General features: G+C 40.2%; 21 protein-coding genes and 1 tRNA gene. 11 read left to right on the top strand and 11 right to left on the bottom strand.

Translation table 11 applies throughout. The features are described 5' to 3' along the window. Nucleotides 1-34: 34 nt before the first annotated feature. The 3 genes from TOL2_RS09740 to TOL2_RS09730 all read right to left on the bottom strand — a co-directional run bounded on the left by TOL2_RS09740 (nt 35) and on the right by TOL2_RS09730 (nt 3,755). Complete coding sequence (locus TOL2_RS09740) at nt 35-1,657, bottom strand: aromatic amino acid lyase (RefSeq protein ID WP_014957320.1); 1,623 nt, start codon at nt 1,655-1,657, stop codon at nt 35-37. A gap of 921 nt (nt 1,658-2,578) precedes the next feature. After that, nucleotides 2,579-2,863 carry a MoaD/ThiS family protein gene (locus tag TOL2_RS09735; protein ID WP_014957319.1) on the bottom strand — a complete coding sequence of 95 codons (285 nt, stop codon included), beginning with the start codon at nt 2,861-2,863 and terminating at the stop codon, nt 2,579-2,581. Between the two features lie 280 nt (nt 2,864-3,143). Beyond that, nucleotides 3,144-3,755, bottom strand: coding sequence for an alpha/beta hydrolase (locus TOL2_RS09730; protein ID WP_014957318.1), 612 nt, complete (start codon nt 3,753-3,755; stop codon nt 3,144-3,146). Nucleotides 3,756-3,916: 161 nt separating this feature from the next. Here TOL2_RS09730 and TOL2_RS24845 point away from each other — a divergent pair, with 161 nt between their 5' ends. Continuing rightward, nucleotides 3,917-4,084 carry a hypothetical protein gene (locus TOL2_RS24845; protein WP_158406093.1) on the top strand — a complete coding sequence of 56 codons (168 nt, stop codon included), beginning with the start codon at nt 3,917-3,919 and terminating at the stop codon, nt 4,082-4,084. Nucleotides 4,085-4,276: 192 nt separating this feature from the next. On the opposite strand, the gene TOL2_RS09720 is transcribed toward TOL2_RS24845, so the two are convergent. From TOL2_RS09720 to eno, 3 genes are all read right to left on the bottom strand, one after another. Continuing rightward, nucleotides 4,277-5,938: a CTP synthase gene (locus tag TOL2_RS09720; protein ID WP_014957317.1), complete on the bottom strand. Its 1,662-nt coding sequence runs from the start codon at nt 5,936-5,938 to the stop codon at nt 4,277-4,279. Nucleotides 5,939-6,067: 129 nt separating this feature from the next. Then, nucleotides 6,068-6,898, bottom strand: a complete 831-nt coding sequence (locus tag TOL2_RS09715; RefSeq protein WP_014957316.1) for a hypothetical protein — start codon at nt 6,896-6,898, stop codon at nt 6,068-6,070. Between the two features lie 30 nt (nt 6,899-6,928). After that, nucleotides 6,929-8,200, bottom strand: coding sequence for a phosphopyruvate hydratase (eno, locus tag TOL2_RS09710; protein ID WP_014957315.1), 1,272 nt, complete (start codon nt 8,198-8,200; stop codon nt 6,929-6,931). A 265-nt stretch (nt 8,201-8,465) separates the two neighbouring features. Here eno and TOL2_RS09705 point away from each other — a divergent pair, with 265 nt between their 5' ends. Beyond that, nucleotides 8,466-9,119, top strand: a complete 654-nt coding sequence (locus TOL2_RS09705) for a class I SAM-dependent methyltransferase (protein ID WP_014957314.1) — start codon at nt 8,466-8,468, stop codon at nt 9,117-9,119. A 132-nt stretch (nt 9,120-9,251) separates the two neighbouring features. Here the strand turns inward: TOL2_RS09705 and hcp are convergent, their stop codons facing one another. Next, nucleotides 9,252-10,922 (bottom strand): hydroxylamine reductase, encoded by a 1,671-nt coding sequence (gene hcp / locus TOL2_RS09700; RefSeq protein WP_014957313.1) that lies wholly within the window; start codon nt 10,920-10,922, stop codon nt 9,252-9,254. 480 nt (nt 10,923-11,402) lie between these two features. Between hcp and TOL2_RS09695 the strand changes: the two genes are divergently transcribed. The 8 genes from TOL2_RS09695 to TOL2_RS09660 all read left to right on the top strand — a co-directional run bounded on the left by TOL2_RS09695 (nt 11,403) and on the right by TOL2_RS09660 (nt 17,477). Next, nucleotides 11,403-12,077, top strand: a complete 675-nt coding sequence (locus TOL2_RS09695; protein ID WP_014957312.1) for an adenylate kinase — start codon at nt 11,403-11,405, stop codon at nt 12,075-12,077. A 154-nt stretch (nt 12,078-12,231) separates the two neighbouring features. Beyond that, nucleotides 12,232-12,441, top strand: coding sequence for a 30S ribosomal protein S21 (gene rpsU, locus TOL2_RS09690; protein WP_014957311.1), 210 nt, complete (start codon nt 12,232-12,234; stop codon nt 12,439-12,441). A gap of 66 nt (nt 12,442-12,507) precedes the next feature. Continuing rightward, nucleotides 12,508-13,860 (top strand): bifunctional folylpolyglutamate synthase/dihydrofolate synthase, encoded by a 1,353-nt coding sequence (locus TOL2_RS09685; protein ID WP_041279395.1) that lies wholly within the window; start codon nt 12,508-12,510, stop codon nt 13,858-13,860. A 27-nt stretch (nt 13,861-13,887) separates the two neighbouring features. Then, nucleotides 13,888-13,963, top strand: a tRNA-Arg gene (locus tag TOL2_RS09680). A 10-nt stretch (nt 13,964-13,973) separates the two neighbouring features. Further along, nucleotides 13,974-15,233: a glycosyltransferase family 4 protein gene (locus TOL2_RS09675; RefSeq protein ID WP_014957309.1), complete on the top strand. Its 1,260-nt coding sequence runs from the start codon at nt 13,974-13,976 to the stop codon at nt 15,231-15,233. Continuing rightward, a complete protein-coding gene (locus TOL2_RS09670) occupies nt 15,220-15,930 on the top strand; it encodes a class I SAM-dependent methyltransferase (RefSeq protein ID WP_014957308.1) in 711 nt (236 codons plus the stop codon). The genes TOL2_RS09675 and TOL2_RS09670 overlap by 14 nt, the downstream gene beginning before the upstream one ends. A 69-nt stretch (nt 15,931-15,999) precedes the next feature. Continuing rightward, nucleotides 16,000-17,046, top strand: coding sequence for a ChaN family lipoprotein (locus TOL2_RS09665; RefSeq protein ID WP_014957307.1), 1,047 nt, complete (start codon nt 16,000-16,002; stop codon nt 17,044-17,046). Between the two features lie 167 nt (nt 17,047-17,213). After that, on the top strand, nt 17,214-17,477 hold the full coding sequence (locus TOL2_RS09660) for a nickel-binding protein (RefSeq protein ID WP_014957306.1): 264 nt from the start codon (nt 17,214-17,216) through the stop codon (nt 17,475-17,477). Between the two features lie 144 nt (nt 17,478-17,621). Here TOL2_RS09660 and TOL2_RS09655 read toward each other — a convergent pair whose 3' ends face one another. Next, nucleotides 17,622-19,229 carry a protein adenylyltransferase SelO gene (locus TOL2_RS09655; RefSeq protein ID WP_014957305.1) on the bottom strand — a complete coding sequence of 536 codons (1,608 nt, stop codon included), beginning with the start codon at nt 19,227-19,229 and terminating at the stop codon, nt 17,622-17,624. 272 nt (nt 19,230-19,501) lie between these two features. On the opposite strand from TOL2_RS09655, the gene TOL2_RS09650 reads away from it, so the two are divergent. Beyond that, nucleotides 19,502-19,735 carry a hypothetical protein gene (locus TOL2_RS09650; RefSeq protein ID WP_041279394.1) on the top strand — a complete coding sequence of 78 codons (234 nt, stop codon included), beginning with the start codon at nt 19,502-19,504 and terminating at the stop codon, nt 19,733-19,735. 99 nt (nt 19,736-19,834) lie between these two features. Here the strand turns inward: TOL2_RS09650 and TOL2_RS09645 are convergent, their stop codons facing one another. From TOL2_RS09645 to TOL2_RS09640, 3 genes are all read right to left on the bottom strand, one after another. Beyond that, on the bottom strand, nt 19,835-20,293 hold the full coding sequence (locus tag TOL2_RS09645; protein ID WP_014957304.1) for a ferritin family protein: 459 nt from the start codon (nt 20,291-20,293) through the stop codon (nt 19,835-19,837). 740 nt (nt 20,294-21,033) lie between these two features. After that, nucleotides 21,034-21,177: a hypothetical protein gene (locus TOL2_RS25140; protein ID WP_173391121.1), complete on the bottom strand. Its 144-nt coding sequence runs from the start codon at nt 21,175-21,177 to the stop codon at nt 21,034-21,036. Nucleotides 21,178-21,316: 139 nt separating this feature from the next. Then, on the bottom strand, nt 21,317-22,585 hold the full coding sequence (locus tag TOL2_RS09640) for a DEAD/DEAH box helicase (protein ID WP_014957303.1): 1,269 nt from the start codon (nt 22,583-22,585) through the stop codon (nt 21,317-21,319). Nucleotides 22,586-23,089 lie beyond the last annotated feature (504 nt).

Here is a 23,089-nt window from a genome sequence, read left to right as displayed (position 1 = left end):
TTTATTTTACCATCAAGGCATGGGGGTTCTTTTATTATTCTTTTTCGTGAACAATCAATAGTTCGCCAATTTCTTTTTCAACTCTTTCTACAAACTCACCTGATTCAATCCGGGCTTTGAGTTCTTCCATATGATCAATATAAACTTTATCATGATCCAGGTACGGAAGGGTTTCACGAACTGCTGCATGCATTATTTTACCGGCAGGACTCAATTTTTCAATACCTCTTAAATCCGCAGCCTGGGCAGCGCACATCAACTCAAAGGAGAGTATATGGTTGGTATTCTCAACAATCTTCCTGGCTTTTCTTCCGGCAATCAGGCCAAAGCTGACGATATCCTGAAAGTCTGCCGTCGATGTGATAGACTGAATGGAAGCCGGAATGGCAAGAGTTCTGTTTTCCGCCACAAGAGAGGTTGTCATAAACTGACCGCCCATAAGCCCCATGCGAACCCCGGTATCTCCTTTACACAAGAAGGGAGGCAGACCTGTACTGTGATGTTCATCCATAAACCGGTCAATTCTCCGGTCACTGACAACACCCAAATTTATCATGGCGATTCCCAGGCAATCCATTGCAAATGAAATGGGCTGACCATGAAAATGTCCGTTATGAATAAAAGTATCCCATTCCGTAAATATCAAAGGATTGTCATTACTGGAATTCAGCTCTCTTAAAAGGACTTCCTCAGCATGGGCTACAGCTTCTTTTGTAGGACCTACAAACTGAGGAGTACAACGAATAGAGTAGGCATCTTCAACAGGGATATCCGCAACAGCAATGCCTTCATGTTTTTTGAGTACAGCCTGAAGTGTCAAAGAGAGTTCCTGTTCATCAATGGCCAAATCACTGCCGGTCAAAAGCTTGGTCAGATTCATGGCAGTTGCATATTGACCCGGATGATATTTTTGTGCATGAACTCTTACATCAAAAGGATTGATTCTTCCCATTAGAGTCTCAATGGCAAATGCGGCTATAATGTCAGAGTTTTTCAATGTATTCTTGGCTTCAGTAATAACGGTACAGGCAAGACCGACCATCCCGGAAGTACCATTAATAAGAGACAATCCTTCTTTGGCATTCAAGAACATAAGCTCTACACCTGCCGCTTCCATTGCTTCCTTACCCGGCATTACTTTTCCATTATATTTTGCTTTCCATTCACCAAAAGCAACACTTGCAATACAACCCAATGGACCAAGATCACCACTGGTTCCAAGAGATCCTTTTCTGGGGATAACCGGGAAAACGTGATTGTTAATCATATCCAGATAGATTCTCAGATTTTTTTCCTTAATACCGGAGAAACCGCGACAAAGAGAGTTTGCCCTGGCGATCATGAACTTTCTGACAAGCGTATCCTCAAAGGGCTCGCCAACCTGTGTGGTGACACTCCTGACAAGGTTTTTCTGAAAATCGTTATCTCTTTCTTTTGGCAGAAGATGGTCAACCAGACCGCCACAACTTGTATTTACGCCATAGATACACCGTTCTTCATTGGCCCATTTATCAACCAAATCCCTGCAATCACGAATCTTGGGCCAGTTTTTATCATCAATCTCAACTTTGATAGACAGATCAGTCCCGGCTTTCATAAGTTCTTCAAGTGTTAATGTGTAACCGTCAAGAATTAAAGTATTTTCTTTGATTGGCATGGTGTTCTCCTCTGTATATTAGTTTAATAACTTATAACACTCTGTAAAAAAATGACCACTTCAACTTAAAATTTTAAAAAACAGACTCTAAACCAATTTGTATGTTCCGTTTTGTTTCAATTAATCAAATCCACAAATCTTTGTCAAGCATTAATTTTAATTTTATAAGGAAATTTCTTATTTTCTTGTAACTATCGAAAGCATATATCCTAATTTTAACTTATTTTGTAAGCCTTTTTGTGATGTTTACCTTATTTTAATTTTAATATTGCTGCTGTTAACCCAAACAAATCAGACCACTTTCTTGACAAACTCCAAACATTCCAAATCCATCATTTTCATATCACTACCACAACTGTCCTCGTTATCCATTTTTTCATACAACCATCTATTTATCTTAATAATTTCAATGTTATTGAGACAAACAACAACCAATCCAATATATAGTTAATGATTTATATATTGGGATTAATTTTTCACTGGTTTGAATTTTTTTTGCTCTGCAGAATTGCACAGCTTAACGACCTGTCATAAAAAATCGTTCAATCCATGACAAATGGCCCTAAAAAATCAACAAAAAAAAACCGTCATGGAATCAAAAAAAAATTTTATTATATTATCTGTTTACAAAGGCTTAAATTGATTGTGAATTCATTGATTACAAATAGAAAATGGCTGGTATCGAACCGGTATTCATCCCTTTCTGGGATTTAAATACCGATACGACTTATAAAATTTTTTAATAACAAATTGTCAGGCAGATATTCGAGAGTACTCCAAACAAATTAAAACCGCTCAAATTTTTAATCGCCTGGTATTTACCGCTTGACGTTTTCCGGCAACGTATTTCATCTACACCCCGAAACATACGCCAAACGGCATGGATATTTTTGCAGTCAGACCGACTGCTGGTTCCTATCCTCAGCCAACGGTCATAATATGAACGACATCACCTTCATTTAATACCTCATCCATCCTCTCGCCATAGGGAAGATGTTTGATCATGTTGACAGCTACCCGGTATTCAATATCTATTTCATCCTTTTTGTCTAATAAAATTGTTTTGACGCTAGGGCCAAACTTACTTATCAAACCATTGACCAGATCCTGCAATGTATTCCCATTAAAAACAAAATCCAGCTTTTTCCGTTTTTTCATCAGTTTATAAAGAGCCGGTATCCCTTCAATTCTAAAATTTACCTTCATTAATATACTCCTTTCTTAAAATACAGAACATAATAAGCCCTAAATGAACTTTGACAAAAAGAGCCCTTTAGCGCTTAATTCATACAAAACTTCGCCCAACATACTGTAATAATAAAAGTTTCTTTTTTTGTTGTGGCAGACAAATATGCCATGTATGTTTTATATGAAAGTTTTCAAAAATCCAAACAGCGATTTTCAATCTTTGTTGTGGGCAAACCAAGGCGAAAGACCAGGTATGCCCGTGGCAGTTATACAAAAACAAAACCATCACAAATAACAGTTACTTTTCAGACAAATAATCTGTTAAAACGCTTTTAAGCTTACCCAGGCAGCCCGAATAAAAATGGTCACAATCTTCAATAATCTGATAACTCGGGGCAATCCGCCAACGATGGATATGATCTTGAACCAAGTCTGAAGGCGCGATTTCATCATTGCTACCGGTCACAATCAAGCCGGTAGAAGGCATTTTTTCAATATCATCAAAGCTCATAAATCCAACAGGCGGCGATACCATAACATGGTCTTCAATTTCACATCCTTTTGAAACCACCAGGGCATTCATTCTTGCTCCAAAAGAATATCCTGCAAGAGAAATCTTTTTGTAACCCTGTTCATTCAGCCAGGACATGACAGCCTTTACATCCTCCTGCTCCCCGTTTCCATCATCAAACATACCTGTGCTGTTACAGGTTCCCCTGAAGTTAAATCTAAGAGTTGTAAATCCTTTTTCAAAAAAAGATTCAGCAATGGTCATCACCACAGGATTATCCATATTCCCGCCATAAAGCGGATGAGGATGACAGATAATGACAGCCCTTTGATTATCTTTTTCTTGCAAAATGCTCTCGAGTTGAATATTTTTACAGTGAATCGTGACGTGTGATTTCATTTGAAAAATCCTGTTTTTATAAAAAATAATATCTCTTTGCTTGTAACCAAGCCTTTTTTTTTATAAATTATACCTTGCTTGATACAAGCTTTGATTATTTATAGAGGGTATTATTGAGAATATCAATTATTTTTAGAGATTTATAAATGAAGGGGCAACTCATGAAAATAAAGATCTGCCATAATTGTGGCGAAAAATTGAATAGCTTGACAGAAAAATGTCCAAAATGTGGCATCATTCCGAAAACATCCATCCCACCCGCTTTAATAGGAATTGCTGTTGTAATTATTTTACTGCTGATCGTGATTGCCGGATTAATTTTGTTATAGATACCATATTCAATCTGATTTCCCGACATCATGAAGCCGCTTCAAATCAAACAAAAAAAATTATAATATCAGAAACAAACCTGCACTGAATTTATTCTGATTAATGCCCAATCAGTTCGCCACAATGATAAGAAAAACAAAACTGGAATGAAGTATTGCTCTTCTTATCATAATTTACTTGTTGATCATTGTTTATTTTTTAATCATGACTTGCTTTTTGGCATTTTTCAATGATGCTTTGATAAAATCCCTGAATAATGGATGCGGATTTCCGGGTTTTGATTTGAATTCCGGATGAAACTGACACCCAAGATACCACGGATGATCTTTAAGTTCAACAATCTCAACCAATTCATGATCAGGCGAAGTGCCGCTTATGACAAGCCCTGCCTCATCTATCAGTCGGTCTTTATATTCATTGTTAAACTCATAACGATGACGGTGACGCTCTGAAATTTCCTCTTGTTTATAGGCTGCCATTGCAAACGTCTCTGGAACCAGTTTACAAGGATATGCTCCAAGACGCATTGTGCCGCCTTTATCAGACTTTTCATCACGTTTTTCAATCTGCTTTGTATGCTCGTCATACCATTCTTTCATAAGGTAAATCACAGGATAAGGAGTATAAGGATCAAACTCTTCACCATTGGCATCTTCAAGATTCAGCAGATTCCTTGCGATTTCAATAACTGCCATGTGCATCCCCAGACAAATCCCAAAATAGGGCACCTTATTCTCTCTTGCGTATTTTGCCGCTAAAATCTTGCCTTCAATCCCTCTTGTGCCAAATCCGCCCGGTACAAGAACCCCGTCGCTTGCGGAAAGAATTTGAACAACGTTGGCTTCCGTAAGTGTTGTAGAATCGACATATTGAAGATTAACCCTGGCATCATTTGATATTCCGCCGTGGGCAAGTGCTTCGTTGAGACTTTTATAACTTTCCGTCAAATCAACATATTTGCCAACAATAGCGATATTAACTGAAAATCTCGGATTTTTAAGTCTTTCAACCATTTCCCGCCATTCATCCAACTGCGGTGCCCTGGCCCAGATGTTCAGTTTCTTTAATATTGTATCACCAAGCCCTTCCTTATTATAGACCAGCGGGACTTCATAAATACAGTCCACATCCTTTGCCGTAAAAACCGCATCAGTATCCACATTACAAAAAAGTGCGATCTTGGCTTTAATTTCCCGGGACAGATAGCTTTCGGTTCTGCAAAGAAGAATATCCGGCTGAATGCCAATACTTCGAAGTTCTTTAACGCTGTGCTGCGTGGGTTTTGTTTTCACTTCGCAAGCAGTTTTAATATAAGGGACAAGGGTCAGATGAATATAAATAACATTGGATGCTCCTGCATCCGCCTTAAACTGCCGGATAGCCTCCAGAAAAGGCAAAGATTCAATATCCCCAATGGTGCCGCCGATCTCAACAATCACAACATCTGCATCATCAGATACCAGACAGATGCTCTGCTTGATCTCATCGGTAATATGGGGGATGACCTGCACCGTTCCGCCAAGATATTCCCCCTTGCGCTCCTTGGTAATTACCTGGTCATAAATTTTGCCGGTGGTAAAATTATTATTCTTACCCAATTTTGCATTGGTAAACCGCTCATAATGGCCCAAATCAAGATCTGTTTCCGCTCCATCATCAGTTACAAATACTTCACCATGCTGGAACGGATTCATCGTTCCGGGATCAACATTTATATAGGGATCAAGTTTTTGAATGGTAACCGTCAGGCCGCGGCTTTCAAGCAGCATTCCTATGGCAGCGGATGCGAGTCCTTTGCCTAAAGATGACAATACGCCTCCGGTAACAAAAATATACTTGGTGTTCTTAGCCATTATTCCTCGCTTGTTTAAAATATTTCATATAAAAGTCTTTGCAAACCAAACATAGACTTTCATGCTTTTTTGTGGTCAAACCCGAATGACCAGATTGTTGTAAAAAAAGGCCAAACCTGCCTATGGCAGTTATTCATATAGTTTTTTAAAGTTCTCTATGCGCCTGTCAAGATCGTCAACCTGTCTGGAATTCTCATCCAACGAATCAGGCTCATTTTTTGGATATAAACGCTTAATATGATCAATATCAAACAAAGAAAGAGAAAAGTTTGATTTCAAATCAATCTTGTTCACCTCAATCGTTGTAAACAATTGATTGTCCAAAAAAATATAAACCTGCTTTGGATACCAGGTTTTGCTAACCTGCTGCCAATTAATATAAAAAAATTCAACAATCCAGCCGTTTTTTTCAACCACATATTTTACGGGCAAAAAAGATTCTTTTTCTATCCAGAGCCCGGCAAAGGGGCTATCTTTTGTCAAGGGTCTGCCAATGACATAGCAAACGGTATCATTAAATCTTTGAAAAGATACTTTATCTATATCAATTCCTGCCAGAACAAGCTGCTTTAAAAGAGTTTCATGGTTCCGGTAAAGCAGAATATCCGTATACATATCAAGCAGCGGTTTATCATTGGAAATGATAACTCCATTCATCACTTTGATACATTCGAAATCAGATTCAACACTGAAACTTTTCATGGCATCTGAAATAATTTCAGATCTGAACCGGTTGGGATATCGATAAATCAGCCTTTCTTTTAATTGCTGAACACCTTTTTGCGTATCTTTGTAATTTAAAACCTTTTTGTTCTGATAAACTTCAATGCCGACCGGCTGTTTGATCTTTTTTACAACCAGATTCAGCAGGTGAGGCGTTTGGGGCACAAACGCTTCACCCACACCTGACAGCAGGATTAAAAACAGCACAAAAAAGCCTACAAAAAATCTTTTTTTCATAACCTGAGGGTCACAATATATATATTAAAATCAGACAAAAAGATTTTCAGGAAACAATGCACTATCTCCCAGTTGTTCTTCAATCCTGATTAGCTGGTTGTATTTGGCCACCCTGTCACTTCTGGACATGGACCCTGTTTTTATCTGCCCGGAATTTATACCAACTGCAAGATCTGCGATAAAAGAATCTTCGGTTTCTCCTGATCTATGGGAAACAACCGTTGTATAACCGGATTCTTTTGCCATCTGAATGGTATCCAGGGTTTCCGTAAGGGTTCCGATCTGGTTCAACTTTATCAGGATTGAATTGCCGATTCCCTTTTCAATTCCTTTTTTAAAGATATCCGGATTTGTCACAAAAATATCATCTCCAACGATCTGTATGGAATTTCCAAGCCTTTCGGTCATAAGTCCCCATGAATCCCAATCCCCTTCTGCAAGCCCGTCTTCTATGGAGTATAATGGATATTTTTCAATTAATTTTTCATAATAATCAATCAACTCCACAGCTGAAAGTTCACGGTCTTCCGACTGGAAAATATATTTGCCATCCCGATAAAATTCCGAAGCTGCTGCATCAAGGGCAATTCCTATATCCTTACCCGGCCTGTACCCGGCAGCTTCTATGGCATTGATAATATATTCCAATGCTTCTTCATTGGATTTAAGATTCGGAGCAAACCCGCCCTCGTCCCCGACAGCAGTTGAAAGGCCTTCACCCTTTAAAATTTTTGCCAGATGGTGAAAGGTTTCTGCTCCCATCCGGACTGCTTCGGTAATGGAATCAGCTCCAAAAGGAAGAATCATGAATTCTTGTATATCCAAATTATTCGGGGCATGAGCCCCTCCATTGATAACATTCATCATGGGAACTGGCAGCACTCTGGCATTAATACCGCCCAGATGCTGATACAAAGGAATCTCACAGGCTTGGGCTGCAGCCCTTGCCGCTGCCATGGATACGCCCAAAATGGCATTGGCACCAAGTCTTGACTTGTTTTCAGTACCGTCAATATCAATCATGGTTCTGTCAAGGCCAGCCTGATCCATGGCATCATACCCAATAATTTCAGGTGCAATAACCTCATTGACATTGGCAACCGCGTTTAAAACACCCTTGCCTAAAAACCGGCTTTCAGAGTTGTCCCGAAGTTCCAAAGCTTCCCTTGTGCCGGTTGAGGCACCGGATGGAACCGCTGCCCTGCCAGTTGCACCGCAGGCTAAAACAACATCCACTTCAACTGTTGGATTCCCTCTGGAATCAAGGATCTCCCTTGCCCTGACATCAATTAATTCCGTCATTTTGCTCCCCTATCCTAAAATTTATTTTTTTATTATGAGTTTTAAAAATTTCATGATTTTTTCCGCACCCATTAATAGCAATATCCCTTCTGACATTCAAGGGCTATTCTCAAATTCTTTACCATGATTTTTAACTGCTAAAACTTCTCAAGTCACCTGATTAAACTATCCCTATACGGGTGGCCGAAATTCTTATCAAGCCTCCTTTTTTTGATAACCAGTGAAAGTTATTTAACCTTCTGTCGTTTTATGATAATCAAAAAAAATGATAATCAAATCCAATGAGATCCATTGTCCCTTATGCAGAAGTAAAAATTTGAATTCATTTTTCAAAGACAAAAAAAGAATCTACCTGCGCTGTTTTTATTGCAAGCTGGTCTTTGTTCCAAAGCAATATTGGATTAATGCCGAAAATGAAAAAAAAAATTATGATTTGCATAAAAACGATGCAAATGATCAAGGCTATCGACAATTTCTGTCTCGATTAAGCACCCCGCTATTGGAAAAGGTAAATTCAAAACAACAAGGATTGGATTTTGGTTGCGGTCCGGGTCCAACCCTGTCGGTCATTTTAGAAGAGCAAGGCATTCAGACGAATCTTTATGATCCATTTTACCACAATGATCCTTCGGTGTTTTATAAAAAGTATGATTTCATTACTGCCACGGAAGTAGTGGAACATCTGCATGATCCATATACGGAATTTACCACCTTGTTCAAGATGTTAAAAAAAGGCGGATGGCTGGGGATTATGACCAAGCTTGTGATCAATAAAACCGCTTTCAGTCAATGGCATTATATTCGCGACATGACACATATCTGCTTTTATAGCCGGAGTACCTTTGAGTACATAGCGCAACGCTTCAATGCCGACCTCAACTTTATCTCAAAGGATGTGATATTGCTTAATAAAAAATAGGTATTTGACTTTAATATTGTTTTTGATCAAGGAAAGAAGCTTAAGCAAAATCAAAGGCCTTGTATAACAATAAAAAGGCCTTTGAAGTGAATAATTTAATTCTTAATCAAATGTTTTAAAACCAAGCCAGTATCAATTTCCTGCCATCATTGCTGCCACATCTTCCTCCGGGGTCGTTATGGGTTTAATATCAAATTTTTCAACAAGAGCATTGGCAATTCCCGAAGACAAAAAACCCGGAAGTGTGGGCCCCAGACGAATACCCTTAACACCTAACGACAGCAATGCCAAAAGAACCAGTACAGCCTTTTGTTCATACCAGGCAATATCGAATGAAATGGGAAGATCACTTATATCCTCAAGGCCAAAAGCCTTCTGAAGCTCCATGGCAATCACGGCAAGAGAGTAGCAATCATTGCACTGCCCTGCATCCAACACCCGTGGAATACCGCCGATATCCCCCAGATCAAGCTTTATATATTTATATTTTGCACAACCTGCAGTCAGGATAACGGCATCTTTTGGCAATGCTTTTGCAACTTGTGTGTAATACTCCCTGGTTTTATGTCTGCCATCGCAACCGCCCATGACAATAAAGCGCTTGATGGCACCCGATTTAACCGCTTCAATAATTTTATCCGCAAGGGCCATAACCTGGTTATGACCGAAACCGCCCGTAATCTGACCTGTTTCAAGCTCCTCGGGAGGATCGCAGGTTTTAGCCATCTTGATGATGGCGGAAAAATCTTTTTTTCCCCCTTCTTCTCTGTCTGGAATATGTGGAGCCCCGTCAAATCCGACAGCACCAGTTGTAAACAATTTATCCTTATAAGCCGCCTTTGTAGGCACAAGACAATTAGAGGTAAACAGCACCGGCCCATTGAATTTTGCCATTTCTTCTTTCTGGAGCCACCATGCATTGCCGTAATTACCAAAAAGATGAGAATATTGTTTTAATTTCGGATAATAATGAGCCGGCAGCATTTCACTATGGGTATACACATCAATCCCCTGGTCTTTGGTCTGTTCAAGCAGGTCTTCAAGATCCACCAGATCATGACCGGTGACCAGTATCCCCGGATTTTTACCCACACCAATGTTGACCTGCGTAATCTCAGGATTTCCATAAGCCGTGGTATTGGCGTCATCCAAAAGGGCCATGGTTTTTACACCCATTTCACCGGTTTTGAGAACAAGGGCAAACAGGTCATCTTGTGATTTGGTTTCATCCACCAAAGTTGCAAGAGCTTCCATCAAAAATTCAAATATTTCCCGGCAGGACTTTGTAATCTGATACGCATGTTCGGCATAGGCGGAAATCCCTTTCAATCCATATAAAACAAGGGCTTTTAACGAACGTTCGTCTTCATCTTCTATTTCAAGCCAGCCCCCGGCACCACTGTCGGCTTTGGCCAGAAGATCCTTGTCATCTGCCGGCACCCAAGTGGCACACTCGGGAACAGGCAAAGAAAAATTTGTACCGTTTTTTTGCTTATAAGCCTTTAAAAATTCATCTTTCAGGCGGTCCCTGATATCAATTCCTTTTTTTATAAACCCAATAAAATCTTCCCGGTCAAAATTGGCATTGGTAATGGTGGAAAAAAGCCCCTTATCAATAAAAAAACCGGCCTCATTATCGTAGATGCCGAATTCTTTTGCTTTCACTCCCCATACGGAAACACCTTTTAGCCCCCAGACAAACAAGTCCTGAAGATTTGCAACTTCAGCGGTTTTCCCGCACATCCCCTGTTTCATGGAGCATCCTGTATTTTTCATGGTCTCCTGGCATTGATGGCAAAACATGTTATCTCCTCCTTCTTTAAAAAATGTATTAAATAAAAACCAAGGTAACAACGGGTGTTAAATTTTAATGAAGATTCATTTTGTAAACCAACTATAAATATAAATTGAATATTGGCAGCATTGAGTCTTCGCACGGATGAAGAAGAGCCTAAATAATTTAAAATATTACAACAATCAGCCCTCAAAGTACATAAAAAAGAAATCCAGAATCAAACACAAATCATTAAGTAATAGAGACTACAAGGGCCGGGCAGTTGACCTTTACGGAATCATTTGTTAACCGTATGTGTGAAAGGTTTTTCTTAACCTTGACAAATAAAAACGACTCTTATATTTAGGGGAGTTGTGCCGATTTTACTTACATTTTAATAACTACCATGGGCAGACTTGTTATTTCAACTTGGTTTGCTCAAAACAAAACACGAAAGTCTTGATTTGAATTTTTAAAGACTTTCATAATAAAATATTAAGGAGTCTTGAATGAACATTTTATTTTTTGGACCAAACGGAAGTGGTAAAGGAACCCAGGGAGCTATCCTGAAAGACAAATACAATATTGCACACATTGAGTCCGGTGCCATTTTCCGTGAAAATATCAAAGGCGGAACAGACCTGGGTAAAAAAGCAAAAGAATATATCGACAAAGGAGATCTGGTTCCTGATGAAATTACCATCCCAATGGTTCTCGACAGAATAAAACAAGATGATTGCAAAGGCGGATGGCTTCTGGACGGTTTCCCAAGAAATAAAGTTCAGGCTGAAAAACTCCATGCATCCCTGGAAGAAGCCGGTATCAAACTCAATTATGTAATTGAAATGCTGCTTGACAAACAGATTGCAAAAAACAGAATCATGGGTCGTCGCCTTTGCGAAAATGATAACAATCACCCCAACAATATTTTCATTGATGCCATCAAACCGGATGGAGACAAATGCCGGGTTTGCGGCGGTGCATTAACCAAACGTGATGATGACCAGGATGAAGTTGCAATTGATAAACGTCATTCCATCTATTATGACACAGAAACAGGCACACTGGCGTCTTCTTACTATTTCAAAGATGTGGCGGCAAAAGACGATGCTGTAAAATACATAACACTGGCCGGAGAAAAAGCGCTTCCTGAAGTAACAGAAGAGTTGATCTCCAAACTCTAAAACCAGCTGATAAAATCTTATAAAAGAGAGCCTTCCCTCCTTACAACTTTAGGCGGAAAGGCTTTTTTTTCTTGCTTTTAATATGCGTATTTGTTAGATAGTCGGGTTATAAATATCTCGATATTTAAATACACTATGAAAGGGGCGATGTTTTTTGAAGGAAATTACAGTCACGGTTATTGATAATGATGTTGAAAGAGCGTTAAGGATATTAAAGAAAAAAATCCAGAACGATGGCCTCTTCAAACGTCTTAAAGTGAAAAAACATTTTGAGAAACCATGTCAATTTAGACGGCGTAAGATGCGAGAAGCAATGAGAAGACAGAGAATTGCTGCTTCACGCTCACGCAGAAGACCCAGGTAACAATTAAAATTCACCCGGTATAAATTATTTTCTTTAATACTTTATACCGGGTTTTTGTTTAAAAAAATGAAAAATAAAACTTCCCAAAATAATGCTTATCAAGCATGCCTCGATAAAATATACAAGCTTGGCCGTTTTGGCATCAAACTTGAACTGGACACCATATTAAATATTTTACAACGGCTGAACAATCCTCAAAAAAATTATCGTATAATTCATGTGGCTGGCACCAATGGCAAAGGCTCCACCGCCACATATATTGCATCAATTTTACAAAAAGCCGGGTTTAAAACAGGAATTTATACGTCACCGCATCTGGTTGATTTTAATGAGCGGATCGCCATAAACGGGGAACATATTTCAAATGACCAGGTTGTAAAAGCCTATGAAGCCGTCAATGCTGCAGATATCGGGGAAAGAAAAGCCACTTTTTTTGAGATTGCGACTGCAATGGGGTTTTATCACTTTTCAAAGGAAAATGTTGACTGGGCCGTAATTGAAACCGGAATGGGTGGAAGATTTGATGCCACCAACGTTATCACCCCACAGGTCAGCGTTATTACCAACCTGTCAATTGAACACACTGATTATCTGGGCAATACCATTCAAGATCTTGCAAAGGAAAAAGGCGGCATTATCAAACCGGACATACCGGTTGTCACCGGGGTTTTCCAGCCTTCAGGGCTTGACGTCCTCAAACAGATTGCAAACGAAAGATCATCTGAACTTTTTATTTATAAAAAAGATTTTTCAGCAAGAAAAGATCCAAATAAAAACACCTATACCTACACCGGGTTGAAGAACAGTTTCAATAAACTGATAAAGCCTTTGCCAGGGGATCACCAGAAAGAAAACTTAAGCCTTGCCCTTGCGGCGTGTGAGCTGGTTTTTGAAAAGTTAAAAACCAGTGATAAACGATACAATTTAAACCAAGCTCTTGTCTGTGAAGGACTTTCCATTGCCAAATGGCCGGGGCGACTTGAGCATGTCATGAAAAAACCCCTTGTCATTCTTGACGGGGCCCACAACCTTCACGCCGCAAAAGTACTTGGAAAATATTTATCGTCACACCTGGACGGCAGAAAACTGACACTGGTACTTGGCATCCTTGATGACAAGCCTTATGAAAAAATGCTTGAAAGTCTTGTACCCTGTGCCCAAAATTTTATCATCACAAAGGCAAAAATAGACAGAAGCCTTGAACCATCCGTTTTGAAACAAGCTGTCCAACGACTTACCCACAGCCCTGTCACAATCATTGAAGATGTAAAAGAGGCGGTTACCCATGCCATTAAAACTTCAAATGAAAACGACGCTGTGTGCATAGCCGGATCACTCTATGTGGCTGGTGAAGCAAAAGAAAAATTTAACCAAGCAAAGTTTAACCAGGAAAAGCTCAATCATGATCTTGACCATTAGCAAAGATTCAAGTATTATATGATGTTTGCGCTCGTAGCCCAGGGGATAAGGCGTCAGCCTCCGAAGCTGAAGATCGCTGGTTCGATTCCAGCCGGGCGCACCATACAACTTCCATGAACACACCCCTTAAAATAGGACTTATCAGCTATCGAAGCAACCCCCACTGCGGTGGCCAGGGGGTTTATATCCGTCACTTGAGCCATGCCCTTTGTGATCTCGGCCATGATGTTGAGGTTATTGCCGGACCACCTGATCCTCTGCTGAATACTAATTCACATAATACGTCAAGTAACACGTTAACCCTTACCATGCTTAAAACACTGGATCTTTATAACCCTGAAGACCTTTTCCGAACCCCTAGCCTGGACGAACTCAAAGATCCCATCAACCTGATTGAATGGCTTGATGTTTCCACCATGGGATACCCTGAGCCCCTGACCTTTGGGATGCGGGTTAAAAGGCACGTTAATGAGACAAAAAAACAATACGATATCATCCATGACAACCAATGCCTGTCTTATGGAATTTTGTCCCTGGCAAAAAGAATGCCTGTCACGGCAACGATTCACCACCCAATTACCTTAGATAGAAAGCTTGAGGTTCAAAGCACAACATCTTTTCTAAAAAAACTCAAGGTACTTCGCTGGTATTGGTTTATCAGCATGCAAAAACGGGTGGCAAGAAAACTGTCCCACATTATAACTGTTTCAGACAGCTCTAAAAAGGATATAGCAAAAGAATTCCATATTTCTGAATCAAAATTTAAAACCATCCCTATCGGCATTGATACAGAAAATTTTTATCCTTTGGAAACAATAAAAAAACAGCCCAATCGGATTATTGTTACCAATAGCGCAGACACTCCCTTAAAAGGGCTTTTTCATCTGCTTTTTGCCATAAAAGGCATTTTAAAAACCCGCCCAGTTAAGTTGGTTGTCATCGGTAATCCCCAAAAGGGAGGCGGCATTGAAACCCTGGTTAAAAAACTTGAGCTGGACAGGCATATCGAATTCACCGGCCGCATTGACAACGAACAATTTGTCAAAGAGTATGCCAAATCCTCTATTGCTGTCGTACCATCTTTATATGAAGGATTTGGACTGCCGGTGGGAGAAGCCATGGCCTGCCGGATTCCGGTAATCTGCACCACAGGAGGTGCATTACCAGAGGTTGCTGGAGATGCGGCAAAAATGGTTCCTCCTGGGGATGCAAAAGCATTGGAAACAGCCATTTTAGAACTGCTGGATGATCCATCTCAGCGCGAAACACTTGCCGAAAAAGGGTATCAACGAGTTTTAAAAGAATTTAACTGGGAAAAAACCGCTGTTAGAACCGTTGACACCTACAAAGAAATTATAAATGATTACCATTGATTTTAACAAACTTGATATTCATCCCAATGACCGGATACTGGATATTGGATGCGGTGAAGGCCGCCACACCATCGAGGCCTGCCGGCAACAAGGAACCCTCTGTGTTGGGGCTGATGTCGGATTTAAAACTCTTGTTGAGACTAAAAAAAAAATCGCCTTTCATCGGGCCCTGGATGATCTTTGCTGTAAAAGCGTTTATCTGTCCTGCATGGATGTGACCTGCCTGCCGTTTAAAAACAACTGCTTTGACACTGTCATCTGTTCAGAAGTTCTGGAGCATATCACGGATGATCAAAGTGCCATGTCCGAACTGGTCAGGATTTTAAAACCCGGAAAAATTCTGGCTGTCAGTGTTCCAAGATTTTTTCCGGAAAAACTTTGCTGGTTTTTATCGGATGAGTATGTAAACGCCGATATGGGTCATGTAAGAATTTATCAAAAACATTCGTTGATCAAGGAGATGGAAGCCTTTGGGGTCCGGCATATTGCCTCCCATTATGCCCACAGCATCCATGCCCCGTTCTGGTGGCTCAAATGCCTGATAGGACCCAACAGAACAGATTCTAAACTTGTCACCCTTTATCATGAGCTGCTTGTCTGGGATTTGATGAACAAACCGAAATTCACGGCATTTGTTGATAAATTACTCAATCCTGTCCTTGGAAAAAGTCTGGTTCTCTATTTTAAAAAAGCATAAGGTTTGATACCATACAATAATCATGGATGTCCGATTCAATCAATAACATTACGATAAGGGAGACCCACAATGGAACGACTGTTTATTTTTTTCCTGATTTTTCTTATCCTGCCCATCCTTCAATCCTGCGCCACAGTAGCCAACCCAACAATTAGAAAAGATCCGTTAATCGGAAAAATAATAAATGCCCAGACAGGTGAAGAAACGAATTTTAAATCTTTTATCAAGGATATCAGCGCTCATGATGTGATATACCTGTCTGAAAAACATGATAATCCTGCGCATCATCATATCCAGCATAAAGTGATCAATGCTTTGATTGAAAAGGGATTAAAACCCACCATTGGCTTTGAATTTTTTTCCATGGAAAACACACCGGATCTGCTCAATTTTGTTGATGCTGGAAAAGTGGCCCATTCAAACAAAATAGAAGCTATCATTGAAAAAGACCTGAGGAAAAAATTGAGCTGGGATACCCACTCAGATCAAATGTGGAAATTTTATTACGATCTCTTACAAATTGCCCAAAAAAAACACCTTCAAGTTGCTGGAATTGATCTGCCAAACACCTTAAAAAAAAGGATTACCAGAAAAGGCATCAACGGCATCACCCCCATTGAAAAAGATCTGATCTTCTCAACACAAATGGCGGATAAGACATACAAAGATTACATGTTCTCCATTTTCAAAAAGGTTCACTGCGGGATGAGTCACGGGACAATGCAATCAAGACTATATGATACATGGGTAGCAAGAAACGATAAAATGGCATTGTCAATCAAACGGCTTCATAAACATCGCAATGGACCCGTAATTATTATTATCGGTGGCGGACATACTGCCTATGGCCTGGGAGTGATCAACAGGGTTACGGCCATTGATAAAACAATACAGCAAATCAACATTGACTTAAAAGAAATCGATATAACACCGTCAAGGCTATCTGAATATATTCAGCCCCTGGATCTGGAAGGCTTTGAAAAAGTCCCGCCAGCAGATTATCTCTGGTTTACCCAGAGGGTCTCCTATGCAGACCCGTGTGAAGAATTTAAAAAATCTTTACAAAAAATGAAAAAACATTCTGAGAATTTCAAAAGAAATCACCCGCCAAAATGACACTGTTTTACATGGCAAAACCTGAAAAACATTTTATGCATCATTGCCGGAAAAGTTCTTGACCATTTGTTTTTATTAACTTATAAAAAATATTGAAAACTTTCGCTACCTGCGAAAGATAAGCTGAATCTCTATTTTTTTAAACAAAGACTTTAAGGAGGACACGAATGGCAAAAGTTGCAGTGTTTCATTACACAGAAAAAGCAAGAATCCCGGAACTGACCCCTGAACAAGCGGCAGGCTTTAAGGCAAGTATGGAAAAAAATCTTGCGGAAAATCCCGATGTCAAATTGGAAGGCATCTTTGTAAATTCTGACGGAATAGGGTTCGGCATTATCGATGCCCCGGATGCGGAAGCAGCCAGAAAGGTGGTGGAAGGCTCAGGAGCAGCTTATGATCTTATCACGGAAGTGCAAGAATTAAAGCTTTAAACAGATAACCTGAAAATCAAAAACATCATAAAAGGTCTGCTTTACACGACAAGCAGACCTTTTTTTCAATCCATAATAAATTCAAATTTATTCAGACAATCAAATCGGTGGGCCTACCCGAAAAGCAACTATCACAACTCGTTATCAAGAACTGCAAGACAGCATTGAACAACCGGGTCTGTTCCTGGCCCATTCAGGCCTTTTTGCTGCAAACATTTCCCTTCCAGGCTGCTCATCATAGGGCTTTCGCATCACATCCAGCAGTTCACGCACCATGGAAAAATCGCCATCCTCCGCCTTGTCAATAGCGGTCTGGGCAAGGTAATTTCTCAAAACATATTTGGGGTTTACCTGGTCCATTTGCTGTTTTTTATCTGCATTGGAAATCCGATTAAGGCCCAGCCTTTTCTGATAGACCGCAAGCCAGGCATTCAAACGAGCAATATAGTCCGGAGTAATCTGATCTGGATCATAAAAGGCATTCTCCAGAAAAGATGGGATTAAAGTTTTTGCCAATCCATCTTCAGTATCCAGATGTGACAGCCCCCTTAAAAAAATCGTGTAATCAGTTTCCGCCAATTGAAGAATCTTAAGCAGCTCTTTGATAATGGCAATATCCATATCAGGTTCAAAGTTTTGAAATCCCAATTTTTGTGTCATCATAGCGAGTTGGCCCTGCTGGACGTATGCCTGTGCCTCATCCAGAGCCTCTTGGAGCGATTCATGTCGCTTGACCATGGGAAAAACGGCATTGCCCAGCTGGGCCAGATTCCACAAAGCTATTTGGGGCTGATTTCCAAAGCAGTAGCGGCGACCGGCCAAATCAGTTGTGTTGGGAGTCCAGCCGGGATTATAGTCTTCCAGCCAGCCATAGGGACCATAATCAATGGTCAGACCCAGAATGGACATGTTATCCGTATTCATTACTCCGTGGACAAAACCCACACGCATCCAGTGAATGATCATGTCCATGGTTCTCATACAGACCTCCCTGAACCAACGTTCATAAACCGACTGTGACGTTGAAATCAGGTGGGGAAAATCCGTTTCAATTGTATAATCCACAAGACGCTTAAGAAGGCAGTTTTCCCCCCGGGCCACCAGAATCTGAAAATTGCCGAACCGAATAAAAGACGGTGCCATGCGGCAGACAACCGCCCCTTGCTCAAGCTTGGGGTGGCCGTCATAGAACATGTCCCGCTCAACTTCTTCACCTGTCAGGGTCAGACTCAGGGCTCGGGTAGTGGGAATTCCCAGGTGAAACATGGCCTCACTGCACAAAAATTCCCGGATGGATGATCTCAGCACGGCCAGTCCATCAGCAGTTCTTGAATAAGGCGTGGGACCTGCCCCTTTTAACTGCAGCACCCAACGTTCATTCCGCTGATTAATAATTTCTCCCAGATTAATGGCCCGTCCGTCTCCCAGTTGCCCTGCCCAGTTACCGAATTGATGCCCCCCGTAGCACATTGCAAAAGGGTCCATACCCGGCAGTAGATGATTTCCGGTAAAAACCCGGGTAAAAAGCTCTGACTGACAGGCCTCATCCGTTAAATCCATCAACTGAGCGGATTCAGAAGAAAACGCGACAAGACCGGGGGCTACAACCGGTTTGGGGTTCACCCGGGAATAACAAGCACCAGTCACCTGTCGTCTTGTATTATCCGTATTTGGATCACATGGCAGATTTCTTACAAACCGATTGTCAAAGATCAGATTTTCAAGGGTATTGGCTTTTCTTTCAAGTGTCATGGCATCCCCTTTTGTATTAAAAACTGTCAGGCTATGTTCTGCCAGATCAAAGTTATCTTAAGATGTACCTCACAATATAATCATTGATTTCCATAACAAAAGGCAGAGTTCTTTTTTTTAAAAAAATTGCCGGGATTCCCCCCAAAAAAAACTGGACTTGGATAATTCTGTTTGAATTATTCAAGGGTTGACATTCAAATATTTCGTTACAATACTATAAACAGTTTAACCTCAACTATCTTTAAATCCATGAACAAATAAGAGAGGTGACCATGACAAATCTTCATACCTGCAAAACCTGTGGCAAAGTGGCAAAAGACCAGGGACATTTATGCGATCCTGTTGAACTCAAAAAAGCATATACCTGTGAAGACTGCGGAGCGTCTTCTCTGGATGCCAGACATATCTGCAAACCCAGGCTGGGAAAAATCAGATATACCTGCAACGGATGCGGAAGGCTATCTGTCGAAGCCGACAAATTGTGTGATCCCAAAGAAATTCTGTAAGACTTGAAATCTATCTTTGAGAAACTGTGTTATCCTGAAAATTACGGCTTTCCCAGCAGAAGACTGCAGGGAAAGCCCCAACCAACCAAATTATTTGTCTTACCAAACCTCGGGATAGGCGACATCTACAAATTTTTGTTCCATTTTGAACTTATGGTTCCGTTCCATGGCAGCAAGATCAAGAAAAACCTTTTTTAATTGTTCGTCATCGCAATTTTCAGCAAGGGCCATATATTGTTTCATGGCGATTTCTTCATTTTTCATGGCAATACCAACCGCACTCTTAAGATCCATCTCCTCATTAACAACAGGCATTGCAATGGTTTCAGATACCTTGAAATCCTTTTCATAATCGAAAAAAGAAGTGTCCATTTTTTCTTCGTTTAACACACGGGTCAAAATTGTTTCATGTTTTCCTTCTTCCCTGGAAAATTGCTCAAATAATTCTTTTAGATATGCATCCTTGATCCTCTTAGCAACCTTTTCATAAAAATGTTTCGCCTCAATTTCACCTTTAATAGCATCTGAAATCACCTGTTTATATTTTTCTAAATCCATGGTTTATCTCCATAAGTTATCATAATATTTTAATAATGATTAAACTGATCAGGCTGTCATGAAATGCACAATTAGCCAAGACTACTTAAAGTATACAGTTATGAGTGGTTTAATAGAGCTATTTTGGGTTCTGCAGCAACCTGTATCATATCATGTTCAGAATTCCCAAAAAAAAACTTTAAAAATGAATAATTGCTCATTTCAATCAGCAATTATTTTACACAAATGGAAGTTTTATTCAAGAAGTATTTTCATGGATTTGTTTTTATGACGCTTGGCTGAACAGGTACGCTTTCTTGACGATACTGATTTACTGCTGCTGCAACCTTCAAGACGGGACAGCTTGATTTTCCGAATAACGGCCATGGCAGATCACTCTGCCACAACAAAACATGTTAAATAACAACAAATTCTATTGATAATGTTAGGGGATATATCCTGATCACAAAAAAAACGCGCTTCAGCTACCCTTGAATAAAGCAGAAAGAGCGCGCAATGGGTCAAAGATTATGGCTATGAGGAAAGCCCTGTTTTTCCCTTTTTTTTCTCTTGTTTATCCTTTTTCTTTTCCTTCATGGTTTTCTCCGGTTTCTTTTTAACGGCTTTTTTGGAATCTTTTCCCTTTGACATATATGCCTCCTTAATTGTATGGAAATCAGCCCAATGAGCATCTTCCAGTGCCTGTTATGTATTGATAAAACCTACGATTTTTAGCATCACACTTTTTTTAAGAAAACAATTTACTCTTCAGAAAGAGATGTGTCCTCATTTTTCTCGACAGCAGTTTTTTGTTTCTCCAACTTGCGTTGCCTTTTTTCTTCTTTTTTCTTTTTCTTTGCCAATTCTTTTTGGCGTTTTTCAAATGAATAGTTTGGTTTAAACATGGGCAAATCCTTATTAATACTTTATGTTTTACCTAAAAAAACTGCGACAAAAAAAGGACCATTAGGGGAACCTCTTTGTTATATTGCCGAAGCATCACTTGATACGTCGACTGGCAGTCTTGGTATTCAGACAAATCTGTTATGGACGAGCTGTCCTGCTTTTGCTGATCGCCAAAGAAAAAACACCGCTGTGTTGGTTTCTGCCTCGCCCGCCTGAAGCAGATTTTTTTCCTATAGGCATTGGTCGTGAAAAGCGTTTCCCCTTTTTTGCAGAAACAGCCCCTTTGGTATCCCAGGCAAAACCAGGAGTTTCCCTACAACTCATCTTTTTTCCCAGATTCCGCTCTATGAGTGAAATTATTTTGCGGTCTTCCTGACCGGCAAAAATAAATGCCTGACCGGTTCGTTCTGCCCGACCTGTACGCCCCGTACGGTGGGTGTATGTCTCTGCCGTGTCCGGTACATCATAGTTAATGACATGGGAAATCCCCTTCACATCAATACCCCGGGCAGCAATATCGGTGGCCACCAGAATCTTGAATGTACCATTTTTAAAACCGTTCAGTGCCTCCTGCCGTTTAACCTGGGAAAGATTGCCTTGAATTGAAGCTGCCTTATAGCCCGCTTTTTGCAATATCAGAGCCAGGCTCTTTGCCTTGTGTTTGGTTCTGGTAAAAACCAGTGTACTCTTCATTTCCTCTTTTTGAATAATTGTTTTAAGCAAAGAGGTCTTCTGTTCTTTTGCAACCTGAAAAAGGACATGGGAAATTGCGAGAACCGGCTGGGTATGATTGATTTGTACAGTTGCCGGATTTATCAATATATTTTCCGCCAAGTGACGGATTTCCTTAGGCATGGTGGCAGAAAAAACCAGAGATTGCCGTTTCGTGGGCAACTGCTTAATAATCCTGCGGATATCAGGTAGAAATCCTTTGTCAAACATATGGTCTGCCTCATCAAGCACCAGAGCTTCAACAGCTTTCAAAGAAAAAGCCCGGTCATTAAGGAGGTCCAGCAATCGACCCGGGCATGCAACAATAATTTCCACGCCGCTTCGGATCGCTTTGATCTGGGGATGCTTACCAACACCACCATAAATGGAAATACTCCGCAAACCGGTCTTTTGTGCCATTTTGCTGATATCTGCATGAATCTGTTCTGCCAACTCTCTTGTGGGTGCTACAATCAAAGCCCGCACTTTTTTTCTGGGACCATCCAGCAGTCGCTGAAGAAGGGGCAGCACAAAAGCTGCAGTCTTTCCAGTCCCGGTCTGGGCCAAACCAAGAATATCTCTGCCGTCAAGTATTGGAGGAATAGCCTCTTTCTGGATCGGGGTGGGAATTGTATAGCCGCAGGCTGAAATACCCGCTTCTATTTTAGGGTCAAACTTAAAACTTTTAAAACTCATTAATACTCCTATGTATTCCGTAATGATCTACCAGGTCATTTTCCTGGTTGGAAGATCTGCGGATTCATTAGAATCCGTTTATTATTTTTTTATTTAGTTTTATGAGAAATGATTGAATTGATTATACTGAGGCTGCCAAAGACAATCGGCAGATCACCGCTCGAGTTAAAAGCTGTAAAGACATGATAAGGATTTGCACTATAAAATGTCATCATCGTTTCTCCTGTTTATTGAATCAGCAGAAACTTCGGCGGCAACAAACGATGTTTTATAAAACAACGAGGTTAACGAGAAAAACTTTGAAGGAAAATTTGATTCTACCTAAATATAAAAATACAGTATACATGAATATGTGGGAATTGCAACAGAATAAAAAAAGCTCGAGCCTGACAAATGAACGATTCAATAATAATAACTTGAAAAATAACTTTTAGCGCTATTTCAAACTAAATCAAACCACAAACCACTGATATTACAACAACCAGCATAAAAAATCATACATCA

Source organism: Desulfobacula toluolica Tol2, from assembly GCF_000307105.1.
GTDB classification, from domain to species: Bacteria; Desulfobacterota; Desulfobacteria; order Desulfobacterales; family Desulfobacteraceae; genus Desulfobacula; species Desulfobacula toluolica.
This window is presented reverse-complemented; position numbering and strand designations above follow the sequence as displayed.